15 protein-coding genes and 1 riboswitch are annotated in these 24239 nt (G+C 45.9%); of the genes, 8 read left to right on the top strand and 7 right to left on the bottom strand.

Annotated features, from left to right (window positions below; genetic code table 11):
- Window positions 1-113 precede the first annotated feature (113 nt).
- The gene (gene sfsA / locus SWOO_RS19545) at window positions 114-833 is read right to left on the bottom strand and encodes a DNA/RNA nuclease SfsA (protein WP_012326387.1); all 720 of its coding nucleotides are present in this window, start codon (window positions 831-833) and stop codon (window positions 114-116) included.
- Window positions 834-1032: 199 nt separating this feature from the next.
- On the opposite strand from sfsA, the gene pepB reads away from it, so the two are divergent.
- A complete protein-coding gene (gene pepB, locus SWOO_RS19540) occupies window positions 1033-2310 on the top strand; it encodes an aminopeptidase PepB (RefSeq protein WP_012326386.1) in 1278 nt (425 codons plus the stop codon).
- Between the two features lie 479 nt (window positions 2311-2789).
- The gene (locus SWOO_RS19535) at window positions 2790-3767 is read left to right on the top strand and encodes a winged helix-turn-helix domain-containing protein (RefSeq protein ID WP_012326385.1); all 978 of its coding nucleotides are present in this window, start codon (window positions 2790-2792) and stop codon (window positions 3765-3767) included.
- 212 nt (window positions 3768-3979) lie between these two features.
- Here SWOO_RS19535 and SWOO_RS19530 read toward each other — a convergent pair whose 3' ends face one another.
- Complete coding sequence (locus SWOO_RS19530; protein WP_012326384.1) at window positions 3980-4579, bottom strand: 2'-5' RNA ligase family protein; 600 nt, start codon at window positions 4577-4579, stop codon at window positions 3980-3982.
- Window positions 4580-4714: 135 nt separating this feature from the next.
- Between SWOO_RS19530 and hrpB the strand changes: the two genes are divergently transcribed.
- Both hrpB and mrcB read left to right on the top strand, forming a co-directional pair.
- Window positions 4715-7243 carry an ATP-dependent helicase HrpB gene (gene hrpB / locus SWOO_RS19525; protein WP_012326383.1) on the top strand — a complete coding sequence of 843 codons (2529 nt, stop codon included), beginning with the start codon at window positions 4715-4717 and terminating at the stop codon, window positions 7241-7243.
- A gap of 164 nt (window positions 7244-7407) precedes the next feature.
- Window positions 7408-9780: a penicillin-binding protein 1B gene (gene mrcB, locus SWOO_RS19520; RefSeq protein WP_012326382.1), complete on the top strand. Its 2373-nt coding sequence runs from the start codon at window positions 7408-7410 to the stop codon at window positions 9778-9780.
- A 127-nt stretch (window positions 9781-9907) separates the two neighbouring features.
- On the opposite strand, the gene SWOO_RS19515 is transcribed toward mrcB, so the two are convergent.
- From SWOO_RS19515 to SWOO_RS19495, 5 genes are all read right to left on the bottom strand, one after another.
- Window positions 9908-11077, bottom strand: coding sequence for a sugar transporter (locus SWOO_RS19515; RefSeq protein ID WP_012326381.1), 1170 nt, complete (start codon window positions 11075-11077; stop codon window positions 9908-9910).
- Between the two features lie 235 nt (window positions 11078-11312).
- On the bottom strand, window positions 11313-12110 hold the full coding sequence (locus SWOO_RS19510) for a PepSY-associated TM helix domain-containing protein (protein ID WP_012326380.1): 798 nt from the start codon (window positions 12108-12110) through the stop codon (window positions 11313-11315).
- Window positions 12111-12226: 116 nt separating this feature from the next.
- On the bottom strand, window positions 12227-12754 hold the full coding sequence (locus SWOO_RS19505; protein WP_012326379.1) for an FMN-binding protein: 528 nt from the start codon (window positions 12752-12754) through the stop codon (window positions 12227-12229).
- Window positions 12755-12862: 108 nt separating this feature from the next.
- Window positions 12863-14050: a porin gene (locus SWOO_RS19500; protein WP_012326378.1), complete on the bottom strand. Its 1188-nt coding sequence runs from the start codon at window positions 14048-14050 to the stop codon at window positions 12863-12865.
- A 287-nt stretch (window positions 14051-14337) separates the two neighbouring features.
- Entirely contained in the window at window positions 14338-16527 is a 2190-nt protein-coding gene (locus SWOO_RS19495) for a TonB-dependent receptor family protein (protein ID WP_041417800.1), read from the bottom strand.
- 292 nt (window positions 16528-16819) lie between these two features.
- Between SWOO_RS19495 and SWOO_RS19490 the strand changes: the two genes are divergently transcribed.
- From SWOO_RS19490 to SWOO_RS19475, 4 genes are all read left to right on the top strand, one after another.
- Window positions 16820-17521, top strand: coding sequence for a DUF3581 domain-containing protein (locus tag SWOO_RS19490; protein ID WP_012326376.1), 702 nt, complete (start codon window positions 16820-16822; stop codon window positions 17519-17521).
- 372 nt (window positions 17522-17893) lie between these two features.
- Window positions 17894-18023: riboswitch (glycine riboswitch) on the top strand.
- 196 nt (window positions 18024-18219) lie between these two features.
- Window positions 18220-19593, top strand: coding sequence for an alanine/glycine:cation symporter family protein (locus SWOO_RS19485; protein ID WP_012326375.1), 1374 nt, complete (start codon window positions 18220-18222; stop codon window positions 19591-19593).
- A gap of 318 nt (window positions 19594-19911) precedes the next feature.
- Window positions 19912-23586 carry an ATP-binding protein gene (locus tag SWOO_RS19480; RefSeq protein ID WP_012326374.1) on the top strand — a complete coding sequence of 1225 codons (3675 nt, stop codon included), beginning with the start codon at window positions 19912-19914 and terminating at the stop codon, window positions 23584-23586.
- On the top strand, window positions 23586-24239 hold the full coding sequence (locus tag SWOO_RS19475; RefSeq protein ID WP_012326373.1) for a condensin complex protein MksE: 654 nt from the start codon (window positions 23586-23588) through the stop codon (window positions 24237-24239). The genes SWOO_RS19480 and SWOO_RS19475 overlap by 1 nt, the downstream gene beginning before the upstream one ends.

The following is a 24239-nucleotide window of genomic DNA, read 5'->3' as shown; positions in this document are numbered from 1 at the left end:
AAGGCCGATATCTATATCAGAAAGAGATAAACCAAGCAAACTTTTTGTTTCCGTTTAACCATATTCCTTGACTATGTTCCCTATTCTCAATTAATTCAACTTTTAGGGGCGAATTATAGTTTGACAGGGCAGGATTTAAGCAAGGAAGCCTGATTTGGGGACATTTCAGTATTATAGGCCAATATTTCGACACCAGCTTGATGAGCTTGGCTGAGCAGTTCTGCGTAGTCAGGATCGATATGTTTAGCCGCCATTACCGACTCTATACCTGTATGTTGAACGACAAAAAGAAGTACTGCTCGGTGACCCATAGAGACCATCTCCATCAACTCTCGTAGATGTTTTTGTCCTCGAGTTGTCACGGCATCAGGAAAATAACCTTGGCCATCTTCAAGTAAGGTGCAGCTTTTTACCTCAATATAGCAGTGAGGTTTAGGCTCATTATGGGAGTCATTGTCTGTTAGTAGTATATCTATGCGACTATTCTCACTGCCATATTTGACCTCACGCTTAAGTAAGTCGTAATCCTGAAGCTCTGTTATCACACCAGATTTGATGGCATCTTCGGCTAGCTGGTTTGCACGTCCTGTATTGATACCAATAATATCTCCACAGTCAGATTCTGCCTGCTCCCAGGTTCTTGAGTATTTGCGTTTAGGGTTGTCTGATATTGAAAACCACACCTTCTTGCCTTCAAAAAGGCAGTTACGCATAGAGCCTGTGTTAGGACAATGTATAGTCACTTCGCTGCCATCCTCTAAGCGGATATCCGTCAGAAAACGTTTGTAGCGTTTGATCAAAGTGCCTTGTTCAAAGGAGGGAGTAAATTCCATGGTAAACCCAAGAGTTAAAATAATAGGGCTAGAGTAGCAGGTAAGACATCTATCTAAAACGGTTTGTTTTATCCTCTTTTACTTGGTGTCCTGCTATGTAAATAGCAGGACTCTTCGGCCACCTAGCTTTAGATATTAGTTCCGTTCAAGTACACTTCTGTTTAAGTTTTGATAAAAATAATTCGAACAAGGAATCAGTATGACAGACGTAATGACAGTGACCCTAACGAAAGATGCACCAGCAGCCCATTGGGGGAATGCAGATGTGACTTTTGAAAATAATCAGTCAGTTATACATCTTCAGGGCGGTGATGAACTGCGTCAAATCCAGCAGGCTGCTCGTAAGCTAAGAAACCAAGGGATCACCAAACTCGCATTAGAGGGAGAGCTATGGGATCTACATACTCAATGGGCCTTAGCTCAAGGTTTCGCTACCGCTAAGTCAGTGCCAGAAATTAGCTGGACTGGTGATGAGAATACTCAACAGGCACTAACAGACCGCCTAACAAGTGCTAGCTTTGCGCGTCACCTGATCAATGAAACACCAGAAAATCTCGCACCTGTTAAGCTGGCAATTTTAGCCGCTCATTGGCTATCTGAGATCGGTGGTGACAAGGTCAGTTACCGTGTTATTGAAGGCGCTGAACTGTTAGAGGAGAAGTGGGTTGGGATCCATGCTGTTGGCCGCGGTAGTGAGCGACCACCTGCTATGTTGGAGCTTGATTATAATCCACTAGGTGAGGATGCTCCTGTGTCTGTGGCGCTGGTAGGAAAAGGGATCACTTTCGATTCTGGCGGTTACAGTATCAAGGCTTCTGAGGGCATGTTAGGCATGAAGTGCGATATGGGCGGGGCTGCGACTGTAACTGCATCTTTAGGTCTTGCTATGAAGCAGGGGTTAAATAAACGCGTTAAGTTGTTCCTCTGCTGTGCTGAAAACCTTATTAGTGGGCACGCTTATAAGTTGGGCGATGTGATCACCTATAAAAATGGGGTTTCAGTTGAGGTAGTCAATACCGATGCTGAGGGGCGCTTAGTGCTAGCTGATGGGCTGCAGGCTGCCTGTGAAACTGGGGCGCCTCTTGTGATTGATGCTGCGACCTTGACAGGGGCTGCTGTCATGGCTGTTGGTACTAACTACAACGCTATCTTCTCACCTAAGAGCGAAGTATTGGCAATGGCTCAGGCTAAGGCGTCAGAGGTTGGTGAGCGAGTTTGGCCACTGCCGTTAGACCCATGGCACCGTGATATGTGTCCATCCCCCTATGCTGATACGGCCAATAGTCGTCCAATGAAGGGCGGAGGAGCTGGTGGTGCCTCGAATGCTGCAGGTTTCCTATGGCGTTTTGTGTCGCCAGAGGTGAACTGGCTACATATGGATCTGGCATCGGCTTTTGCTGATTCACCAAATTCACTTTGGGCGGCTGGCGGCACAAGTCATGGCATGTTGACCATAACGGCTCTGCTGCAAGACTAAGGTTTTACTTATACTGATTTGGTTTACCTGTCATAAAGAGCGAGCCTTAGGCTCGCTTCTTCATTTATATATACCCAAGCTACTTGGAAATGCAGGATTCAGTGGGAATTTAATGTACTTTAGCCAAGGTCAGTAATATGTTCCTGCATAACAGACATTCACACCACCCATGGTGATTGCATTGATTGTAGGTAATGGCTATTCCCTTGGCAAAATCAATAACGCCAAAAATAGATCAAGTCGATTTTCTTCAAAACCTTAGTTTTCACCCAAAATTAGCTCAAAGGTACTATTTTAAGGTCTATTTAGGCCCTAATTAATGCTTTGAGCTCATAGTTAAGCCTGCGACTATCAGACTTTTTGTTGATAGTTCGAACGTGCGTCTTGTTGCATAATTGTTAACGCAGCTTGTTGGTCAGTTTTTTAAATATTGCTTGTTGGCTGCGTTTCATCACAAGCTCAAAGGAATGAGACTGGTTATGTATACCCATTTTGAAGAGTTTAGTATTAACACTGAGACATTTGAGTTGGTGATCGCCAAAGAGCTTGTTCAACTCGATGAACGTGTGTTTCAACTATTCAAGTTACTCATTGAAGATTACCCCGCCCACTGTAGTAAACAGAGGTGCTTGGACCGTATCTGGCCTAATACCGTCGTTTCAGATATGTCACTGGCTAAACTCGTTTCAGATACGCGCAAGTTGTTTAAAAAGGCTGGTTGCCAAGCACCTATTATTGAAACGGTCCATGGCCGTGGATACCGTTTATCTAAAGAGTTAGGCCAGCAGCTTTCCAGTGTGGATACTCTCGTGGGTTCTGAATCTCAACTGCTGCCTAGTGGCTTTGAACAAGTTGGGAGGGAACCGAGCGCTAAAATACCAGCTCAAGAGGAGTCATTATCTTTCACTGAGAAAACCCTCGCTCAAAAAGGCAATCTGATAGTCGGTTTTTTATTGTTGATTTTTATGGCTTTTACACTCAACCACTACCTAATCCCCTCTGTGCTTACATCAGCTCAAACTCCCGTGTTAAAAAACAATCCTCAAGAAGTGGTGTACAGCCAATCTCCCGATGCCATAGGACGTATTTTATGGGTCGATGATCATCCCGATAATAATGTTGAGGAGAGGGAGGTATTTCGTCAGCAAAATATCGGTGTCTATAGCACAACGAGTACCGATGAGGCTTTACTGCTTCTCTCTATTTATGGCTATGAGATGGTGATCTCTGATGTGGGAAGGAGGGAAGAACCTCTTGCTGGGCTGAAACTGTTAAGAGTGCTGCGGGAGAGTGGTACAGAGATCCCCTATATTATTTATACCCTTAATGATACACCCCAGCTACATGAAGCCGTCAGTAAAAGTGGCGGTCAGGGAGTAGCTGTTGATGCCGAGAGCCTATTTAATTTAGTGATGCCCCACTTTAAAACGCTTGAGAGTGAAATAAAAAATCAATAAATGCTTATTTTTATGTGATTTTATGCCGAATTCAAAGCTTTTCAACATCTTTCAAGGTTTAGCTATGCCAATATATTTAATCTCATGATATCAATAGCATATTGAAAATCACTGCGGGTTGAGATAGTGCTGGTTCCGTGACTGGTTCTCTATTTTGTTCCCATGTAAGCAGAGAGTTTCAATACCAAGTAGAAATTCTTCAATTTGCTGCCCTAATCGGCAGCATTTTTTTTGCCTGTTATCTCTGCGAATGGCCAAGATTGTAAGATCTGATATTCGACACCTGTGGGCTTACTGACGGAAACATAGAGATGGATCTTCTTTGGGCAAAGAGTAAGGGCGATAGCTTCACGCATAATTGGTAACTGCTTTGCTTTCCTAAATAGGCTGATATGGGGAACAAAATTAACTTCTTGTGGCAGGGAGTTTTGTGTAGCTTTTATATGCTGATGATGAGGGAGCTTAATACCTACCTGCTGCAGAAGTGAGTGGCACTCATCTAAGATATATTGCAGATTGGGATCGAGTATTTTTCCAGATAGACAGAGTATCTGAGGTTTTCGCCAAAGGGTTAATGTGTCTAAGGTGACCGTAAATCTTGGCCAGCTTAACGCTTTTGAAGCATGGAGAATGTCGAGTTTATGCTGCAATTTGAACTGTTGGTGTATATCAAGTTGTCCAAGAAAGGCCAAAGTCATATGAAAGTTTTTCGGCGAGATGCTTTTACCATCAAGTGATAGCCCAGCCTGTAGGGCCGACAGCTGTCTGTTTTGAGTTTGAGTCGGTGCAATACCGAGAAATAATCGTTTCATAATTCAGGGCACTTATCGTTCTAATTCTTCAGTTATAACATCATTTTCAGATAAGTGAACTTATGCAGATGTTCATTCACTTATCTGGCGATCGTTAGTACACTGGGGCAAAGTGTTTTTGAGATACGCCCCCGATTGGATCAGTTACCCGTTCTAAGCCTGCTTACTCCGTTGAGAGAGGCATTTAGCCAACATCACCAAGTCATATTAGAGGCGCCTACCGGTGCAGGAAAGTCCACAGCCTTACCTTTGGCCATGCTCGATTGGGATGAGCTGAAGGGGAAAATCCTTATGCTTGAACCCAGACGTGTGGCTGCAAGAAGTGTGGCTCACTTTATCGCCTCACAGCGTGGCTGTCAGGTGGGAGAAGATGTGGGATATCGGGTTCGTGGCGAGTCTCGCAGTCAAGCATCGACCCGTTTAGAGATCGTCACTGAGGGGGTGTTAACCCGTATGATCCAGCAAGATCCCGAATTAAATGGGATCGATATGATTATCTTCGATGAGATCCATGAGCGCCACTTGACCACAGACCTCGGCCTAGCCTTAGCCTTGGAGATACAGGGCTCATTTCGTGAAGATTTGAAGATCTTAGCGATGTCAGCCACGCTATCTGGCCTACCTTTAACTGAACTTATGCCTAACGCTATTTCACTTAAAAGTGAGGGGAGAAGCTTTCCCGTAGAACTGGCTTACCGTGCAAGCACTTCGTCCCAACAAGGCCGCTCTACCCATCATTGGATTGAGCATATGGGCAGAGTGATTGTTGAGCTACTCACACTGGGAGATGAGAAGGGGATATATTCCCATGGCTCTTTGTTGGCGTTTCTTCCTGGACAGGGTGAGATTGTTAAATTGCAAGAGTTTCTGGTTAGCCGCTTGGATCTTAACCTGTTCTCTATCTGTCCCCTCTATGGCAGCTTGCCACCTAAAGTGCAGGATAAAGCGATTGCTGAGCCTAGTGATGGCAAACGTAAAGTGGTGCTCTCAACTAACGTTGCTGAGTCGAGTTTGACCATCCAAGGGATCACTATGGTGGTTGATTCAGGTTATAAGCGTCAGGCAAGTTTTAATGCCAGAACAGGGGTCACTCGTTTATCTCTTAAGCGAATAAGTCAGGCATCGGCTGCCCAGCGGGCGGGACGTGCGGGGCGTTTGGCCCCCGGTTACTGTTTGCGTCTGTGGAGTCAAGAGGAGCAAGGAAGATTACTTAAGGCTGATGAACCTGAGATCTTACACTCAGATCTTATCCCTATGGTGCTCGATGGCGCTTGCTGGGGAGTCAAAGCACTCGATGAGTTACCTATGCTAACTACCGCCTCCCAACCAAATGAAAATGCGGCTTGGCAGTTGTTGGAACAGCTTGATGTCGTAGATAAACAGCGAAAAATAACACCCCATGGCCAGCAAGCCTATGAGCTGGGTTGCCACCCTAGATTAGCTCATATGTTGCTTAAAGCTAAATCACTGACCAAGGGGACGCATCTAGAGCTTGTGGGGCTAGCCTGTATTCTTGCTGGGGTGTTGGAGTCCCGCACCCGTGGTCGACACGGTATAGATATTAGTGGCTATCTAAGAGAGGCAGTTCAAGGAGAGTCTGGGAAGCAAATACGCCAATGGATGAGGAGATTAAATGTTAATACAGATCTCCTAGCTTGTATCACCCATGCCTGTAATGAAGATATCGCTTTCCTGCTTGCCTTGGCGTTTCCTGACCGAGTGGCAAAAAGCCGCGGCGTCTCCGGTTACCTATTGGCCAATGGTACCGGTGTTACTTTGCCTGAGCATGATGCACTTACTTCGGCTGATTGGTTGGTGGTGGCAGACTTTCAAGAGAGTGAGGGGCGCACGAGTGGTCGGGTCTACTTAGCGGCTCAAATCGATGTCGATTCCTTTAAAAGTCGGCTTAAATTTCTAGTTGAGAAGCAGGAATATTGTGGTTGGGATGAGGTTAAAGGGCGTTTTTATGCCGAATCTCAACAGCGTATTGGCCAGATAGTGTTGAGTAAGTCGGCATTAACTAAGCCAGATCCTGAGCAGATAAAGTTGGCTATTTTTGAGCAGCTTCGCAATAAAGGCTTAGGTTTGCTGAATATGAATGACAAGGCGTTGCAGCTGCAGAACAGGTTGATGCTAGCGGCGACACTCGACCCAGACCAGGCTTGGCCAGATATCAGTCATGGCCAGCTTATCGATACATTAGCGGATTGGCTTGGCCCCTATCTCAATGATGTCAAAAGCTTGTCACAATTGAGGTCTCTTGACTGTTATACTCTGCTGCTTAATCAGCTTGAGTGGAGTGCTCAACAGCGGCTAGAGACTCTTTTTCCTACTCACTGGCCTATGGCGACAGGAACTCGAGCAGGGATCACCTATGATGATGCAGGAAGGGCCTTGCTCAGTGTGCGTCTTCAGGAAGCATTAGGGATGGCTCAAAGCCCTGTATTAGCCAATGGTAAGCTAACAGTCACCATGGAGTTGCTTTCTCCTGCTCATAGACCCCTTGCTTTGACGGCGGATCTGGCCAGTTTTTGGCAAGGTCCCTATGTTGAAGTGAAAAAGGAGATGAAGGGGCGATACCCGAAACACCTTTGGCCTGATGACCCAGCTAATACTACGCCGACGCGCTTTACTAAAAAGAAGACCTTAAATCAGAATTTGTAAAGGGATAGAACAAGTTGTGAGTAGTGTTTAAGGTAAGCGATAAGTGATTCGTTTTCAGGTTTGATAAGTGCTCTTTGAAATAACTTAAGGACGCACTATGCATTATTTTTTAAGGCCGTTTGTCACCAATAGCCTTAGCGACAAGATCTATTTTCGGAATAAAGATGACAGATAAAGAGACTTCAAAGAAACCTGCGCGTAAAAAAGCGGCTCCTAAATCTGGAGCGAAAAAGCCAGCAGCCAAAAAGCGTGCAGCCAAAGCAAAGAGTGCCAGTAAAGGCTCACCAAGTATAGGCAGACGGATCTGGTCTATCAGCTGGAAGCTAGGCCTGATCTTATTTGTAGGCGTGTTGAGCTACGGCATCTACCTAGATCAAGTAATAGCTCGAAAATTTGAGGGGCAGAAATGGCACCTACCTGCTCAAGTGTTTAGCCGCTCAATGGCCCTTTATCCTGGCGCAGCTGTGAGTCACGGTCAGTTAATTGCTGAATTAAAATTGCTGGGTTATCGCAAAGTGGCTAACCCAAGGCAAGTGGGTGAGTTCTCTGCATCTAAAACTCGGGTAGATTTGTGGCGTCGTCCCTTCCTGCATCCTCAAGGAGCCCAAGCTGAGCAGAGGGTTATGATCACTTTTGATCAACAAGGGGTAAGTTCGGTAGCAAGGAACACAGATAATCGTCAGTTAGCGGTTTTTCATCTCGAACCTGTGCTGCTTGACCGTATTATTACTGGCGATGGAGAAGATCGTCTGTTTGTCCCGACCACTAAGATGCCTCAGTCTATTATCGACTCACTGATCTTGGTGGAAGATCGCAGCTTCTATGAACATCATGGCGTAAATCCGTTTGCCATTATTCGTGCCGCACTGGTGAATATCAGTGCGGGGCGCACAGTGCAGGGGGGCTCAACGTTAACGCAACAGCTGGCGAAAAACTTCTTCCTCTCCAGTGAGCGCTCGTTAGTGCGGAAAATTCGGGAAGCCTTGATGGCGATAATCATCGATTTTCGCTATGAAAAGGACGAAATATTAGAGGCTTATCTTAATGAAGTGTACATGGGACAAGATAAAGCCCGTGGAGTACATGGTATGGGACTGGCCTCTCAGTTCTATTTCGGTCGTCCCATTGCTGAGTTAACTTTGCCGCAGCAAGCATTCTTGGTCGCTGTGATAAAGGGCCCCTCTTACTACAACCCTTGGCGCTATCCTGAGCGGGCTGCAAGCCGCCGCGATCTAGTGCTACGCCTCTTGATGGAGGACGGTAAGCTTAATGTGCAGCAGTATACTGCTGCCGTTGAGTCGCCTTTAGGTCTTCGAAGTGCCGACAAACCTGTCCATCAAAAGCTGCCTGCATTTTTCGCCGTGGTTCAGCATGAGCTTAACAGACGCTTTGGCGACTCTTTGTTAAAACAGTCGGGTATTAAGGTCTATACAACGCTGGATCCTATGGCGCAGGAAGCGGCTGAAAAAGCGGTGAAAAAGACCATGGCCCGTCTAGGAAAAAATGACAAGATATTGCAAGTGGGTATGGTGGTTACCGATAAATATTCGGCAGGTATAGCAGCCATGGTGGGGGATAAAGTGCCGAGTTATAAAGGCTATAACCGCGCTGTAGAGATCAGGCGTCCAATCGGCTCACTAGTCAAACCTTTTGTCTATGCGACCGCGTTGAATCAACCTGCTAAATATACTTTAGCGACGCCACTTAAGGATCAACCTATTACCCTGAACAACGGCCATGGTAAGACCTGGTCACCTAAGAATGTGGATAAGAAGTTTAGAGGTGAAGTACCACTATTGACCGCCTTTAAGAGGTCAATTAACGTACCTACGGTCAATTTAGGTATGGAGATGGGGGTCAGCAGTGTGGCGACCACGCTCGATAAATCTGGCTGGAGAGATAAAATAAGTGAATATCCCTCTATGCTGTTAGGTGCTGTTAATGGCTCACCGCTGATGGTCGCTCAGGTCTATCAAACCATAGCGGACAACGGGCGTTATCGCCGTTTATCATCGGTGACGGCTGTGCTGGATATGGAGAATAACCCTCTGCCTGTGGCGCGTGTTGAGCAGGATCAAGCATTGAATCCAAGCTCCACCTATCTGGTGCAATATGCCATGACCCAAGTGGTTAAATCCGGTACGGCAAGCAGGCTTGGAAAGGCCTTCCCCTATGTGACCTTGGCAGGTAAAACTGGGACCAGTAATGACTCCCGCGACTCCTGGTTTGCTGGATTTGATGAGCGTAATGTCGCTGCCATCTGGGTTGGACGTGATGACAACGGTAAAACAGGTCTTTATGGCAGTAGTGGCGCCATGGCTGTCTATCAAGACTTTCTCGGTACTCGACCACCAATCAGTCTAAGACGCCCTTTAATCAGTGGGGTGGTCAATGGCCACTTTGACAAAACAACCGGTGTTGCTAAAGAGGCGGGCTGTGAAAACTCTATCGCACTGCCTGCATTGGAAGCCAGTTATCATCCCGCTAGAAACTGCGGTGAACCTTTGTCTTGGTGGCAGAAGTTGACTGGAGGTTAATCATATACCGATTGGTATTAGGAGGGCTTGTTGGATAACAAGCCCTTTTCGTCTCAGGACTATAAATTCAGAACTATAAATTCAGAGCTATAAATAACGGCAGTATTTTACTGATATGGCGTATTGTTTAATGAGCCATCTCTTGTCGCCGTGCTTTAAGCAGGTAAAACAGAGGCACACTAGCAAGGAGAACTAAGATACTTGCCCAGTTACCATTTTCTACGACGCCATATCTTGCTGCTATGATACTGCCCAATAGCGCACCACCGCCAATTCCTACATTAAATAAGCCTGAGTAGATCGCCATGGCGACATCGGTAGCATTAGGCGCCAGCTTCAGTGCTTTTGATTGCAGTGACAGGCACATCAGCATCATGCCTGCTCCCCATAAAATAGACAAAGGCAGCAGTAACCAGATCTGGTTTGCAATAAATGGCAAGATTGCCATGCAGCTACCTAAAGAGAGGATAGCTAGGGTTAATAGCTGTTGAGCATGACGTGCTTGGTAGCGACTAAAAAGCGCACTACCAATTAATCCTGCAGCACCAAAGATAAGCAAAATCATGGTAGTGATATTCGCTGAATACCCAAAGTGTTCCTGCAGTAAAGGCTCTAAGTAGGTATAAACACTGTAGTGGGCTGTTACTAACACTATGGTGAGTAAGTATAGCCAGAGCAGTGCCTTATTACGTACTAAAGCGGGCAGACTACGCCAGCTACCGCCATGGGTTGCAGGCAGTGTTGGCAGCCCGCGCCAAAGCAGTAACATCATGATTAATGTGAGTAAGCCGATTAAAGCAAAAATAGTGCGCCATCCAACTAACTGTCCAATCACTCGTCCTAGGGGAATACCAAGTACAAGCGCCAAAACACAGCCTGTTGCGAAGATGCTCAGGGCTTGTGGACCTTGTCCATTAGGGGCGAGTCGCACGACGAGGGCAGGGGCTATTGCCCAGAACAGTGCATGAGTGAAAGCGATGCCGACACGACCTGATAGAAGGATCTCATAACTTGGGGCCCAGACACAGATGCCGTGACTGACGATAAAGACTGACATTAACCCAAGTAGTAACTTTTTACGTTCAAATCGCGCAAACAGCAGTACAGCAGGTAAAGATGCAAGTGCGACAACGCTGGCATAGGCCGTTAGCATAGGGCCAACTTCAATCGCGCTCATACCAAAACTCTGGCCAAGAGCGGCCAGAAGCCCCACAGGAACAAACTCTGTGGAGACAAAAACAAAAGCGGTGAGTGCCAGTAAAAATACAGGTGCCCAGGCGATTAGGCGCTGTTTCATTAAATCGTACGTCCAAGATTAAAAGGGCGGCAAGTCTAGGCTCAAATAATGAGCAATGCGAGGGGGGAGAGGGGAAAATGTTCGATTTGTGATCTAGGTAAAACTTTTACAAGGGAAGGTTGGTAGTTGAGTGTATTGCGCTTAAATAAACAGGCTTAAGGTGATGCTCTTATACTAATCGGTATAAAGCGTTAAACGATTAATAGAGCAGTCACCTTTTTATAATGAATAGGTATTACCTTGATTTAACCCGCTTTGGTTTGTGCTGTATCCATAAATAGACTCCAGAGATGGACATGATGATCAAGGCCAGTGCGACGAGATCCATAAACCAGGGACCTAGAGCACCGAAGAAGCGGCCACTGTGGATATCGAGTAAAACCCGCTCCCAAGTGAGGTGATGGGAGCGGGCTTGAAGCGAGACTATTTGAGCGCTTGATTTGACAGAATCATTGCCAACTTCAGTTAATGGCGTAGACCAAGGGAGTGGAGCGAATGGCTTAGCTGCAGTCCACTCAATAAGATCGCTATCAGCCATATAGCTACCACTGTTAGTGTTTAACCATATCTGTCCATCATTGGCGATAGCGGTAAGTCCTGAGGGGAGTCCTGTGGTGATATCTTGTTTCTCAAGCAGCACTCCTTCATTGGAGATAAGGTATAGATTGCTATTGTCGATAGCGATGAGCATGTCGTCGAAGGGAACGATGCCACGAATGGCGGAGTCTGCTTCCAATGCAAGGTGTTTATCTACCCATACTAGATTGTCCGAGTTGGCAAGCAGTGGACTTGTTTGGTAAATGTGGATATTAGATGGTGTCTTGATGCCGTAATAGTCCAGTAACCATGCCTGTTTTACATGGGCGCTGTCGATAGATAGCTGGTTACTGTGGTTGATTAATACGCCAGATATAGCGATCAGTAAGACAAAAACCGCACTGAATATTCCTAGCCATCTGTGCCAGGGACGGACTTGTCTTTTGAGCATTAAGCTTGTGCTATTTCTACCGGATAGATGATGCTTACGGGTCATTATTGTTCTTGTTTTAACTCTGTCTGGCACAGATCATAACAAGCATGTGCAGTTAACGAAACCACTCTTTATTAATCCCCCTCTTTACTAAGGATGCTTTAATGCATCAGTTCTGCTCAGGTGATCTCTCTTCTTATCCGTGAGTCTAGCCAAAGGGCAATGCGGGAAAGCTTAGTTAAGGCTCTGACAGATAAAGTGGCTCCGGTGATCCCATCGATATGCCTGTCTAGCTTGAGATCTTCATTGAGCTTGGCGGCTTTAAATTGATCGGTAAAGAAATCATGGCGCACTTCGTCACCGCGACTTTCTCGATAAATCAGCACTTTTGTCTGGGCTATCTGTTGGTCTTTGATATGAATCCCCACTGTGATTGGCGCTTCTTTACCTATCTCATTTAGTATCCAGACTGTTTCTCCTTCCTGTTGCCAGTAGCGGATCCGCATCTTTCTAAATTTGTGAGATAAGATCTCTTCAATCACCTTTTGGGCTTCATCATCGAGCCAGAAAACTTTCGCTTTAGGAGCAGGAGCGTTAAAGGCTTGGCTGATAAAGTCTTGAGGGGCTTGGTATTGGCTCTTAGCCAGAACAGCAATACTCAGTATTGACGCAGCAATGAAGATCAGTGTTTGGAGAGGTTTCATCATATGCTCATGCTCAGTAATAAAAACGTTTAGCTCCTAGGCCTTTGAGTTTGGGGAAAAGGACCTAGAACCTAGAACCTAAACCTAGGTCCTAGGAACTCGTTTAGCAGATTAGAACTGGTAACCTACACCTAGGTTGAAACCGTCGGCATCTTTAGCGCCACCCACTTTTTCATAGTCAGCTTTAAATACCACATTTTCATGTAACCAGTAGTTCACACCCAGATTAGTTTGAGTGATCTCTGTATCTTCAGCACTTCCAGCTTCATTGTCGTAACGGTTATAACGAGCAAATAGACCGAAGCTGTCGTTGAAACGGTATGATGGTTCTATGTACCAACCGCTTTGATCATCACGACCTAGTGCTTCAGCTTCAACGCCATCGATATCCCACTGTGCATAAAGGGCTTTAACGGTAAAACCTTTAATGCTGTAGATAGCATGTGCCGTTAACATGGTTGCAGAAGCGGTATCAACACCAGCTGCACCTTGAGTGATATCTGATTGATATTGCGCCGTTGCTGCAAGCTCAAGTCCCGGCACTGCTGTGTATTTTACACGCGCTGTGTATGCAAGGTCAGAAGCATTGGCTTTTGCAACTTTCTGACGACCGCTACGAATGTTATAAGCTTTACTGCCTTCAGTAGCCACTTCAAGACCACTGGTGACGGCACCGTCAAATGCTAGGCCAGGAGCAGCTTTAACATTAAGTGCTGCACCGGCTTCCCACCAAGTTGCAGGTAGGATATTTTTCTCAACAGGGTTACGCTCAACACCATAGAAAGTTGGTGGCTCGTGAGTTTCGTTGATGATACCAACTGGAACTAAGAATAGACCGGCTTTACCAGTGAACATTTCGTTGAAGTCATGCTCGATATAAGCCTGCTCAAGTTCGACTTCACCTGGCTTACCATCGCCTGAAAGGGCGTGTTCAACTTCAAGCTCTGAGAAGAAGCGTGTGCTTTCAGTGAACTCATGACCAAAGAAAAGTACGAAACGGTGAAAATCGATAGCTTTATTATCTTCACCTGAGTCGTTATTAGTGATGTTGTTATAGTGAAGCTCACCGTAACCACCAATAGTTGTTGCACTTTTTGACTCGGCAACCTCTTCAACTACATCAGCAGTTTTCTCGACACGATTTTCAGTTGCTTCAAGTCGACGCTCTAGGTCTTGAAGTACTTTCTGCTGCTGCTCAATAATTTTACGTAGCTCTTTTGTTTCATCAGAGGCTACAGCACTTTGGCTGGCAAAAAGACCAACTAAGGCTGTTGCAAGTAATGTTTTTTTCATCATCATTCTTTTCCCTGTTGTTATGTAAGGGTTATTAAATTTGGCTGAATTCTAACAACTGGATTCGATAATGCAAATTGTTATCATTCAGTTTTTGATTAAGATCAACAAATGTAAATCAAGTGTAAATCAGTTTGTGGGGAAAGGTGGATGATGCTAGTTCGAGTAAGATTATGTTTTGTAGAGGGATATTCTTTTTGAAATGAAAAAGGTGAGCATAATGCTCACCTTTTTAAGGGAATAAAAAAATTTAATATAATTTTAAGATTTACTTCATGCTCAGTTAATTTTGATTAAAATTTATACGTATAGCCGACAGAGACTGTCATAGGCTTACCTACAAAGTTGGAACCGTATACTCTCGAAGTGACATATTTTTTATCGAAAAGGTTCTCAGCTGTGAGGTAAAGCTCCTGTGCTTCACTGATAAAGTAACGGCCCGATAGGTCGACGATAGTTTTAGCTTCGATTAGGTTCTCTTGAGCAATCTCACCTTCGCCAGCTTTAGTACGAATATCATCGGTGTAACGTGCGGCTAACGTTAGTTCCCAGTTATCAGATTTAACTCCAGCTGATGCAAAAAGCATGTTTTCTGCTATATAGGGAAGTTTATAACCCTCCTCAACGTTGCCCCAAGGATCGAAATCTGAATCGAAGCTGTTGGCAAACTCAGCGTCAGTATAGGTATAGGCAAGTTTTACTGGGAAGCTGATATCGTTTTGTGTGTTAAAGCTATAGCCAAGACTTAGCTCCAACCCTTTAACATCGACTTCACCGCCATTGTATTGGTCACCGATATTTTCATCATCACAGCCTTTAGAAGCGGTACATTCGCCGTGCATATTGCTGTAGTCACTGTAGAAAAAGATCGCCTCTGAACTAAATTCGCCACTGTTATAGCGGGCACCAGCTTCATAGTTCCAGCTCTTCTCTTCTACTTTATCAGCATTGCCTGGAGATGCCGGAGCAAAGCCCTTTTGAACACCAGCTAATACCAGCAGATCGCTGTTTATCTGGTAGGTTACCGAAAGTGAAGGCAAGGTTGCTGAAAAACTGTTATCAATATCTTTCTTTGGCTCACCATCACGTCCGCTGTTCTCTTTACCCCAGTCGGTACGGTTGGTCTTCACATCTTCATAGCGAAGTCCTGCGGTAATATTAAAATCGCCTAGCTGGATCTTATCTTGAACGTAGAGCGCAATAGCTTCTGCGCTGTCGATGCGGTTCGAGTCGCTACCTGGAAGGCCACTTTCGGTTCGAGTCATTACCTGATTAGCATCTAATGCATAATGATCGGCCCACTGGAATCTGTCCATCTCATCTTCATGGTAACGTGCACCAAAGGCAAGGTCGTGATTATCTAGGTACCAGTTAAGCTCTGTTTGAATACCTTGTGAGATGTAGCTTCTGTTGTTTGCTTTAACACGCACATCCATTGGAGCAGATGCTGGATTTTTATCAAACGCTGATGCAGCCTCAACACCACCTTTGCTCAGTTTTAAGCCGTCTACTTTATCGGCTTTATACCAGTTACGGGCAAAGTCATTGTAATAGGCGGTTGTGCCTAAGGTGAGGTTATCGCTGAAATCGATGATATGATTGATCTGCAGCTGTTTATGCTCGGTATTCATTACATCTTTTTGCGAAGCAGAGTAACGTGCATAGGGGGTTGCATCAAAGTCAGCATCGGTTAGCCCCATGTAGGTTTCGTTGGATACTTCATCTGAATATTTAAGTTTAAACTCGACTATCTGCTCATATTGAGCGCCCTCAGCTGAGCGAATGCTCACTTTTGCCAGCGCATCATTTTTCTCAAAGCCTGTGTCACCACCAACGCCATTGATATCTTTAAACCCATCGGCTTGATAGCGGTAGAGATCCACTACGGCGCCGACACGCTCACCTTGACCACCAGCATAAGCGTGTATTTTGCCAAAGCCATCTTGACCTGCCGCAATATCTAGCTGGCCAGCTAACTCCTCTTCAGGGATCTGACGAGAGATCATGTTGAGTACACCGCCTGTGGTTCTTGGACCATATTTGACGGTAGAGCTACCTTTTAGGATCTCAATAGACTGCATTCTGCCTGGAGTTGGAAAGTAATAGGCGGCAGGTGAGGCGTAGGGTGCTGGTGCTGCCAGTACGCCATCTTCCATGATGGTGATCTTTTCTGAACGGTTTTGGCCAGTACCACGCATACCTATATTGGGTCTTAAACCGTAACCATCTTCCTCTTGAATATAGACACCAGGTACGCTGGATAGGGTGCGCATGATATCTGTGTATTTGAAGGTATCTAACTCGGCTTGGCCAATTTGATGTGCACTGCCAGGAACGGTATTAAGTGGGTTACGTTCACCGAAGATACTTATCTGTTCAATGGTCGCTTGAGAGTCTATCTCTTGCGCTATGACCTGAGGTGAAAGTGCTGTAAAGAGTGCCGTTGAAATTAGACTTAAAGATAGCGTCGTACGGTGTGACATTAGGTGCTCCGTATTAGGTATGAACGTCGAACCATCCCACTTAATGTTAATGGGATTGATTATCATTTGTGTGCACATCCTATTCCCACTTCATTAAAATTAACTTAACGGCGTTATTCTTTACATTTGTTAACGTCGGTATTGTTGGTGATATTTTTTTAAGGAGTAAGTCATCGGGTGAGTGTTTTCAATCTTTTGCTATACACTGTGCCACTATTTTATCTCTACCTAAGCAATCTCTATTTTTTGTCTTGGATAAGCTTGGGAATATTTATAATTATATCGAGTGAATATGTTTCTAACGCCTTACTTTAAAAAAGAAAATCAAACAGTCACAGTAACTCCTTCTCAGGCAAGCGATTTTGCAAAGGTTGTGGCTCAGGATTTCAACCCAATTCATGACGTGGGCGCAAAGCGCTTTTGTGTACCCGGCGACCTGCTATTTTCTTTGGTTTTAGGTGAGTATGGCCTAAGCCAAAAGATGAGCTTTACCTTCCAAGGTATGGTTGGTGATGGTGTGAAATTGCAGTTTCCTGGTTCGATTGGCGATGCATTTGATATCCATGACGATAAAGATAAGCTTTATTTGAATGTTGAGCGACAGGGTGAGAACAGAAACTGTGGAACCCAAATAGAGTCGTTTATCCGTAGTTATGTGGCCTTTTCAGGATTGAACTTTATCCATGTGCTCGTGCCTATGATGAAGCAACATCAGGTGATGATTAACCCTGCTCGTCCTTTGGTTATCTATGAAAGTATGTCTTTCGATCTGACGACACTCGATTTCACTCAAGTGACGCTATCTTTGGTTGAACAGGAGTTAGTGGTCGAGGGTAAGCGCGGCAATGTGACCCTGAAGTTTGAACTGCACAGTGGCGATACTTTAGTGGGAACAGGTGTGAAAACATTAGTTATGAGCGGACTTCGTCCCTATGAAGCGGATAAAGTGCAAGAGATGTGCGATACCTATGAAGGGCGCAGAACGAGCTTTTGATTCACCGCTTTTTACTGATTGATATTCATACTTTGTCACTCTGAGCTTATCTCGGGGTGACACCTTTCAACGTCTTTCCATCCAGACTTTAACCTTGCAACCCCCTCAACAACCTTGTTTTGTTTAAAAAAAGTGCATCCGTGCTCCCTTAAACCAAAAGTGTGATCTAAGTGGCTTGAGCAAGCTAGCTTATTACTGCATTCTGTGCGCCTTCCCGATTTTAATCTTATTGATTGAATAGGGAGATCCGTTCGGATGAAGGTAGCAGGAGAGTGGGGAATTGCCCCCACACCGACGAGGCAACTTTAGATCTGTTTGATTTGGTCTAAATACTCTTTCAGGTGCCAATTGTGATTGGCGTGGACTGTTACTGGACGAGCCTCTGGAGAGACTGTGAGCAGCTAAGTGTTCGTCAACTTAACTGTCACACAGCGCCGAAGGCGAAAGTGTTAGCCCAAATGGCAAACGCGAAACGCTCAGGCAAAAGGACAGAGGAGAGGATGACTGTGTTAGTTATTGTTATAACTACATAAAGTCACTGTCGTTTGTCGCTGCGTCTTTTTGACCTCATTCATTGTTAGGTCGACTTAATCGCTCGTTGCAACCGGCTAGTGTCAGCAACAGCCATTTCTTTTCCTCCTCCGATTATTAATGACTCTTATTAAAAGAGACTTGTTGTTTAATACTCGAGGAATACCATGAATTTTCACGCGCTTTTAGCCGATATCAACGCCATTGTCTGGGGACCAGTTACCCTGTGCTTATTGGTTGGAACCGGCCTTTACCTCACCCTTAGACTGAAACTTATCCAAGTCTTTAAGCTGCCTATGGCACTGGGCTTACTGTTTAAACCAGCTAATGGTAAGGGGGACTTATCCTCTTTTGCTGCACTGTGTACTGCACTGTCAGCCACAATCGGTACCGGCAATATTGTTGGTGTGGCCACTGCAATTAAAATTGGCGGCCCAGGGGCACTATTTTGGATGTGGTTAGCAGCCTTTTTCGGTATGGCAACTAAGTATGCAGAATGTATGCTCGCAGTTAAGTATCGCACCACAGATGCTCGGGGACAGATAGCCGGTGGCCCCATGTACTATATTGAGCGCGGTTTGGGATTATCTTGGCTAGCTAAGCTGTTTGCTATTTTTGGCGTTGGGGTCGCCTTTTTTGGGATAGGCACTTTTGCCCAAGTTAATGCGATCAGCGATGCGTTAACCATCGCTTTTCATGTGCCCGCTTGGGCTACCTCATTGGTACTGACCATCTTGGTTGCCGCAGTCACCTTAGGTGGGGTAAAACGTATCGCTAACGTGGCGCAAAAGTTAGTACCCACTATGGCACTGGGATATGTACTAGCTTGTCTCTGGGTGCTGATTACTTTTTCAGAACAGATCCTTCCAGCGTTTGAGTTGGTGATTCATTCAGCCTTTACTCCCATTTCGGCTGCTGGTGGTTTCCTTGGCGCTACTGTTGCTCAAGCGCTACAAATTGGTATCGCTCGCGGTGTATTCTCCAATGAGTCAGGCCTTGGTAGTGCACCTATTGCCGCTGCTGCAGCTAAGACTAACGAGCCTGTGGAGCAAGGTCTTGTGAGCATGACCGGCACCTTCTTCGATACTATTATCATCTGCACCATGACTGGGTTGGTGTTAATTATCACTGGTGTGTGGAGTGGCGATACTGCAGGGGCGGCGATGACCAGCGCAGCATTTGCTAGCGGTGGCTCTGTGCTTGTAGGTCAATATTTTGTGACTGTGGCACTCGTTTGTTTTGCCTTTACCACGATTTTAGGCTGGCATTATTACGGTGAGCGGTGCTGGTATTACTTGATGGGAGAGCGTGGATTGCGTGCTTATCAGGGAGTATTTCTTGGCTTAATTGCCCTTGGCTCCTTTATTCATCTGGATATGATCTGGCTGCTAGCCGATACCGTGAATGGTTTAATGGCGATTCCTAATTTGATCGCGATTATCGGCTTGCGTCATATTATCTATTTGGAAACATTAAGCTATTTCACTAGGTTTGATAAAAAGGATTTAGAGGGTACTCCCTCTGACGTGTTACCGAGTTAAATGATGTACCAATCAGTATAAGACATTGATCAAATCTTTATACTGATTGGTATTAACTCGAGAGTTAGAATTTTGCCCTGCTCTCGGCAATCCCACTTTATACACCGAGTTTAACTGCTCTTTCCTTGTGCGACGCTCTGTCGTGAAATAGCGTATGATCTCGCTTTTGAAGTCCTGTGCTGATTGCACAGACCCCTCGATTGCTAAGTGTGTCGCTTTGATCTATTTTAGACACACGAAATTATAATGAAACTCACTCATCTCCAGAGTTTGATGTTATATCGCCTCCAATGAGGCAATGTTTGGATAAGGAAAGAAATGCCAAGCTTGAATCGAATAGTGCTTATCGATACGCACCTCCCCGGCGTTGTGGAACTCGCCCTAGATGGACATACCAATATTTGTGGTACTAACGCCTCAGGGAAAACCACGTTACAGCGTTTGGTGCCTGTCTTTTATGGCGAATACCCGAGCCGTGTGGTTCCCTCGACCCGTGACAGTTTCGAGCGTTGGTATCTGCCCCATGATACGAGCTTTATTATCTATGAATACAAGCGAAGCGATGGTCTGCTAAACCAAGCTGTTCTGGCATCGGCTGGAGATGGTAAAGGGGTGAACTACCGCTTTATTGGCAAAGGGTTTGAGCTTGAAGATTATATAAAGTCGAATCTAGGCGACATGGTTCAGTGTCACACTATGGCTGAGCTGGGTCGTGAGATGAAGCGTGCGGGAGTTGCAGTGACTAACCTGCTTAATACCCGTGAATTCAGAGCCATTATTCAAAACGATCGCGCACTGTTAAGCACTGGTAGCAACCGCACTGAACTGCGTAATTATGCTCGTCAGTTCTCGTTATGTGAGTCAGAACACTCGCTACGCCACATCGAAAAACTTGCAAAAGCGGTGCACTCGAAAGAGGGCAAGATGGAGACGATCAAGTCGATGATCGCTGCCATATTAGAGGAGGATGGAGTTAACCCGCCTAGCTCTCGCCTGAACCCGCAAAGGGTTGAAGCATGGATTAGAGACAGTCAACTTATCCAAGGTTTTGAGCAGATCCGTCCCGAATTTGAAAAACTAGAGCAGGAGTTCAATCAGTTATTGAGTGCTGAGCAGCGTCTTGCCAGTCTAAAACGTGGCTACAGCCAAGATGAAACCGCTGAGGTTGAGCGTCAGGAGCATCATCAGGATCTTTCAAAGGCATTAAATGCGCAGCTTAGGGCACTTGATGAGGAGTGGAAGGAGCAGCGCGATGAGCTTAACCTAGATCTCTCTGCCGCCAAAGGTGACGTGGCCAAATATGAATATGAGCTCGATGCTATCGAAGAGCAGCATGCAAACTTCTTGGATGCTGATATTGAACAGGCCAAGATGGATCTGGAGCAGTTACCTAACTGGCGTGGCAGTTTAGAGAACTTAACTGAGCGTCATAAGCTTCAAACTGAGAAACATCAAGATGTTGAGGCGGCTTACAATGCTCGCCGCAGTAAGATTGGTGAAGGGCTCAACCGCGAACTGGAAAATCTGCATAAAGAGCAAGATAGCCACCGTGAGAGCCGTGATAAGCAAAGAGAACTTGGACGTGGTGAGCTTGAGGCATTAGATGGTCAGTGGCGCGAGCAGATGGAAACAGGCCGCACTAAATTCCATGAGGATGAGTATCAACTTAAGCTTTCTGCCGCTGAGCTTAAGGTACGTGTCGACAGCGTTACCTACACCGAAGAGGAAAAGTTGGCGTTAGCTATCTTTGATGAGCGGATAACCCATGCCGATGAGGAGCAGGAGAGCTGCAACGCTAAGGTCGACAGACTGACAATAGAGGAGCGTAAGCTCAGAGCCAAACGAGATCAAGCCAACGAAGCCCTGCGTGTTTCTGGTATTCGAGTCACAGAGCGTCAGAGTGAACTCGATGAGATACACCATATTCTCTTCCCACAATCCCATACTTTGCTTGAGTTTTTGCGTAAAGAGACCCAAAACTGGGAGGAGACATTAGGTAAGGTGATTAACCCTGAGTTGCTGCATCGCAGTGACCTTCACCCCTCAGCACTTTCTGAAAAGGTGGATGCCCTTTATGGTATCGCACTGGATCTTAAGGCGATTGATGCCCCTGAATATGCCGCATCCGAGCAGGAGTTGCGTATTCGTCATGCCAAGGCTGAAGAGTTGTTGCAGAGTGCTAAGGAGCTACAAGTTGAGGCTGAAGATCAGTTAGTGGCCATTAACGCTGAGCTCGATGGCTTGACCCGTGAACTGACCTTTGCTCGTACGGCTTATAAGAATAGCCGTGATGATCTGCGCCGACTGTTTGATGACAAGCGCAGTGAGCAGGAGAAGATAAATCAGTCATTGAGCTTGCGCAAAGCCGATGCTCAGAAGAGCTTGAGTCGTTTAGACAGCGACCTAAAGCAGCTAAAACAGCAGCATCAAGAGTGGCTTGAGGAGCAAAAAGAGCAGGCCCTTGAAGCTAGAATGGAGAAGAATGCCTACTGGCAAGAGGTGGTTGGGGCACTGGATAATCAGCTCAATCAGATCAAGTCCAATATCGAACAGAGACGTGCTCACGCTAAGAGCGAGCAGAAAGCCTGTGAACAGTGGTATAAGAGTGAGCTTAAATCTCGTGGCATCGATGAAGATAAGATTGTTGCCCTCAAACAAGAGATACGAGATCTGGAAACGAGTATCAGCAAGGCTGAGCAGCGTCGCAGTGAAGTGCTGCGCTATGATGATTGGTATCAGCATACCTGGCTTAATCGTAAGCCTAAGCTGCAGACCGAGCTTGGCAAGGTTAAGGTTGCCACTTCAGAAATAGATCAGCAGCTTAAGTCTAAGGCTAATGAGGTGAAATCTCAGCGCCAGGTACTGGATAGCCAACGTAAACAGTCCGATGGGATTCAGGTCGAGGCGTCGGAGAACCTGACTAAACTACGCAGTGTGATGCGTAAGTTAAGCGAGCTTAAACTGCCAAACAGCAAAGATGATGCCCAAGGCGGCTTGAGTGAGCGTCTGCGTCAAGGTGAGGACCAGCTGCTTAAGCGTGATAGCTTATTGAGCTCTGTGAAGCAGTACGTTGAACATTTTGATTCTGTGATTGCTAGTAAGTCAGGATCGAGTCTCTCTGAGACGTGGGAGCGAGCCCGTGAAGAGTCGAGCTTCCTAAATGATAAAGGGATCCGTATTCTCGATTACCGCAAGCTAGTGCCTCAACTTGAGCAGTTACTCAATGTGATGGTACCGCAGTCGATGACCGCACTTCGCGAGCAGGGACGTATCTTTGGTGTCGATTTGACCGCTTTTTATGATGTCTTGGTGGATATTGATCGTCGTATCGCCTCTCAAAGTGCCCGTATTACCCGTGAAGTGGGTGAGGAGTTGTTCCTTGATGGCGTCTCTGAGTCTGCGGTTAAGATCCGTTCACGGATCAGCGAGCTAGAGTTCTGGCCTGAACTAGAGGCGTTTGTTAAGGCCTTCCATCAGTGGAAAGCTGATGGCTTTAGTGAGCTTCCCGATGAGAACTACACCAACAGTATGCGTCGTGCGCTAGATATTATTGGCCGTGCTGCCCTGTCAGGCGGTATCGCTAAGCTACTTGAGATTGAGTTAAGGCTTAAAGAGGGGAACAGTGACTTGGTCATTCGTACCGATAGGCAACTTAATGAGTCTTCGAGTCATGGTATGGCTTATCTGATCCTATGTAAGTTCCTGCTGGCCTTTACTCGCCTGCTGCGCGGCCGCGCCGATGTGACTATTCATTGGCCTATCGATGAGCTTGGCACCTTACACCACGGTAACGTGAAGAAGATTTTTGATGCCTGTGAAAATAACAATATCTCTGTTTTAGGTGCCTTCCCTAACCCAGAGTCTGAAGTGCTTAATCTGTTTGCTAACCGTTACATCATCAACAAACAGACCAAGAAACTTCAAGTGGTGAAGCCACAAATTAATCCAATCGCTGCCAAACTCAGCCAGCGTAATGCAAGGGAGGCGGTGTAATGTCAGAGGTTAATGAGACGATTGTTGTGGGTACGGGTGCGATTATTGAACGGTTGCTAAAAGGCGAGTTTATCTGCCGTACTACCGATGAAGAGAGCTGGCGTGCGTTAAAAAATCCCAGTACTCGTGAGCGGGTCGAGACCTACCTAAATCAGATTAATCGTACTATCGGTTCCGCGGGCGAGGGGGAGGTTTTTTTCTGTGGTTATCAGCAGTTGGGCGACAGTGAACGTAAAGTGATCTCCTCTCAGTTTAAAGATATCTGTAATGCGCTTATCCCGTTAGTGGAGTGGCTGGTCCTAGTTCAGGAAGCCAGCGGGCAAGATGCGCCACTTTCTGAAGGTGCAGCGGTGCGCTTAACTGAGCTGCAAACACGGATTGAAGACACGCCAGCGTTTCGCGAACAACTGGCTAAAATAAGTCACTATCGGCTATTTGGCTCGACCAGTACGAATGTCGATGCCCAGATTAAGTTGGTGTTTAAGCGTTTGGTGGAGCTTGGCTATCTGGCCAGACCCAATGCTGAGAAGCAGATCTTTATCGCAACGGGTAAATTAGATTATCTCTATGAGGTGATCCGGTTTATCGATGAGACTGAGGGTTTGAGTTTGGAAGCTCAAGCTGAAACTGCGACCCAAAGGGATCTGGTTTAA

The organism is Shewanella woodyi ATCC 51908 (genome assembly GCF_000019525.1).
GTDB classification, from domain to species: Bacteria; Pseudomonadota; Gammaproteobacteria; order Enterobacterales; family Shewanellaceae; genus Shewanella; species Shewanella woodyi.
Note: the sequence above shows the minus strand (reverse complement) of the source record. Positions and strands in the feature narration are given on the sequence as shown.

What these genes read in the sequence shown, in the direction of transcription:
- SWOO_RS19495 (WP_041417800.1), bottom strand. Translation starts at nt 16,527, where the DNA reads ATGTCACACCGTACGACGCTATCTTTAAGTCTAATTTCAACGGCACTC.
- SWOO_RS19500 (WP_012326378.1), bottom strand. Translation starts at nt 14,050, where the DNA reads ATGATGATGAAAAAAACATTACTTGCAACAGCCTTAGTTGGTCTTTTT.
- SWOO_RS19485 (WP_012326375.1), top strand. Translation starts at nt 18,220, where the DNA reads ATGAATTTTCACGCGCTTTTAGCCGATATCAACGCCATTGTCTGGGGA.
- SWOO_RS19480 (WP_012326374.1), top strand. Translation starts at nt 19,912, where the DNA reads ATGCCAAGCTTGAATCGAATAGTGCTTATCGATACGCACCTCCCCGGC.
- SWOO_RS19490 (WP_012326376.1), top strand. Translation starts at nt 16,820, where the DNA reads ATGTTTCTAACGCCTTACTTTAAAAAAGAAAATCAAACAGTCACAGTA.
- SWOO_RS19505 (WP_012326379.1), bottom strand. Translation starts at nt 12,754, where the DNA reads ATGATGAAACCTCTCCAAACACTGATCTTCATTGCTGCGTCAATACTG.
- SWOO_RS19510 (WP_012326380.1), bottom strand. Translation starts at nt 12,110, where the DNA reads ATGACCCGTAAGCATCATCTATCCGGTAGAAATAGCACAAGCTTAATG.
- mrcB (WP_012326382.1), top strand. Translation starts at nt 7,408, where the DNA reads ATGACAGATAAAGAGACTTCAAAGAAACCTGCGCGTAAAAAAGCGGCT.
- SWOO_RS19475 (WP_012326373.1), top strand. Translation starts at nt 23,586, where the DNA reads ATGTCAGAGGTTAATGAGACGATTGTTGTGGGTACGGGTGCGATTATT.
- pepB (WP_012326386.1), top strand. Translation starts at nt 1,033, where the DNA reads ATGACAGACGTAATGACAGTGACCCTAACGAAAGATGCACCAGCAGCC.
- sfsA (WP_012326387.1), bottom strand. Translation starts at nt 833, where the DNA reads ATGGAATTTACTCCCTCCTTTGAACAAGGCACTTTGATCAAACGCTAC.
- SWOO_RS19535 (WP_012326385.1), top strand. Translation starts at nt 2,790, where the DNA reads ATGTATACCCATTTTGAAGAGTTTAGTATTAACACTGAGACATTTGAG.
- SWOO_RS19515 (WP_012326381.1), bottom strand. Translation starts at nt 11,077, where the DNA reads ATGAAACAGCGCCTAATCGCCTGGGCACCTGTATTTTTACTGGCACTC.
- SWOO_RS19530 (WP_012326384.1), bottom strand. Translation starts at nt 4,579, where the DNA reads ATGAAACGATTATTTCTCGGTATTGCACCGACTCAAACTCAAAACAGA.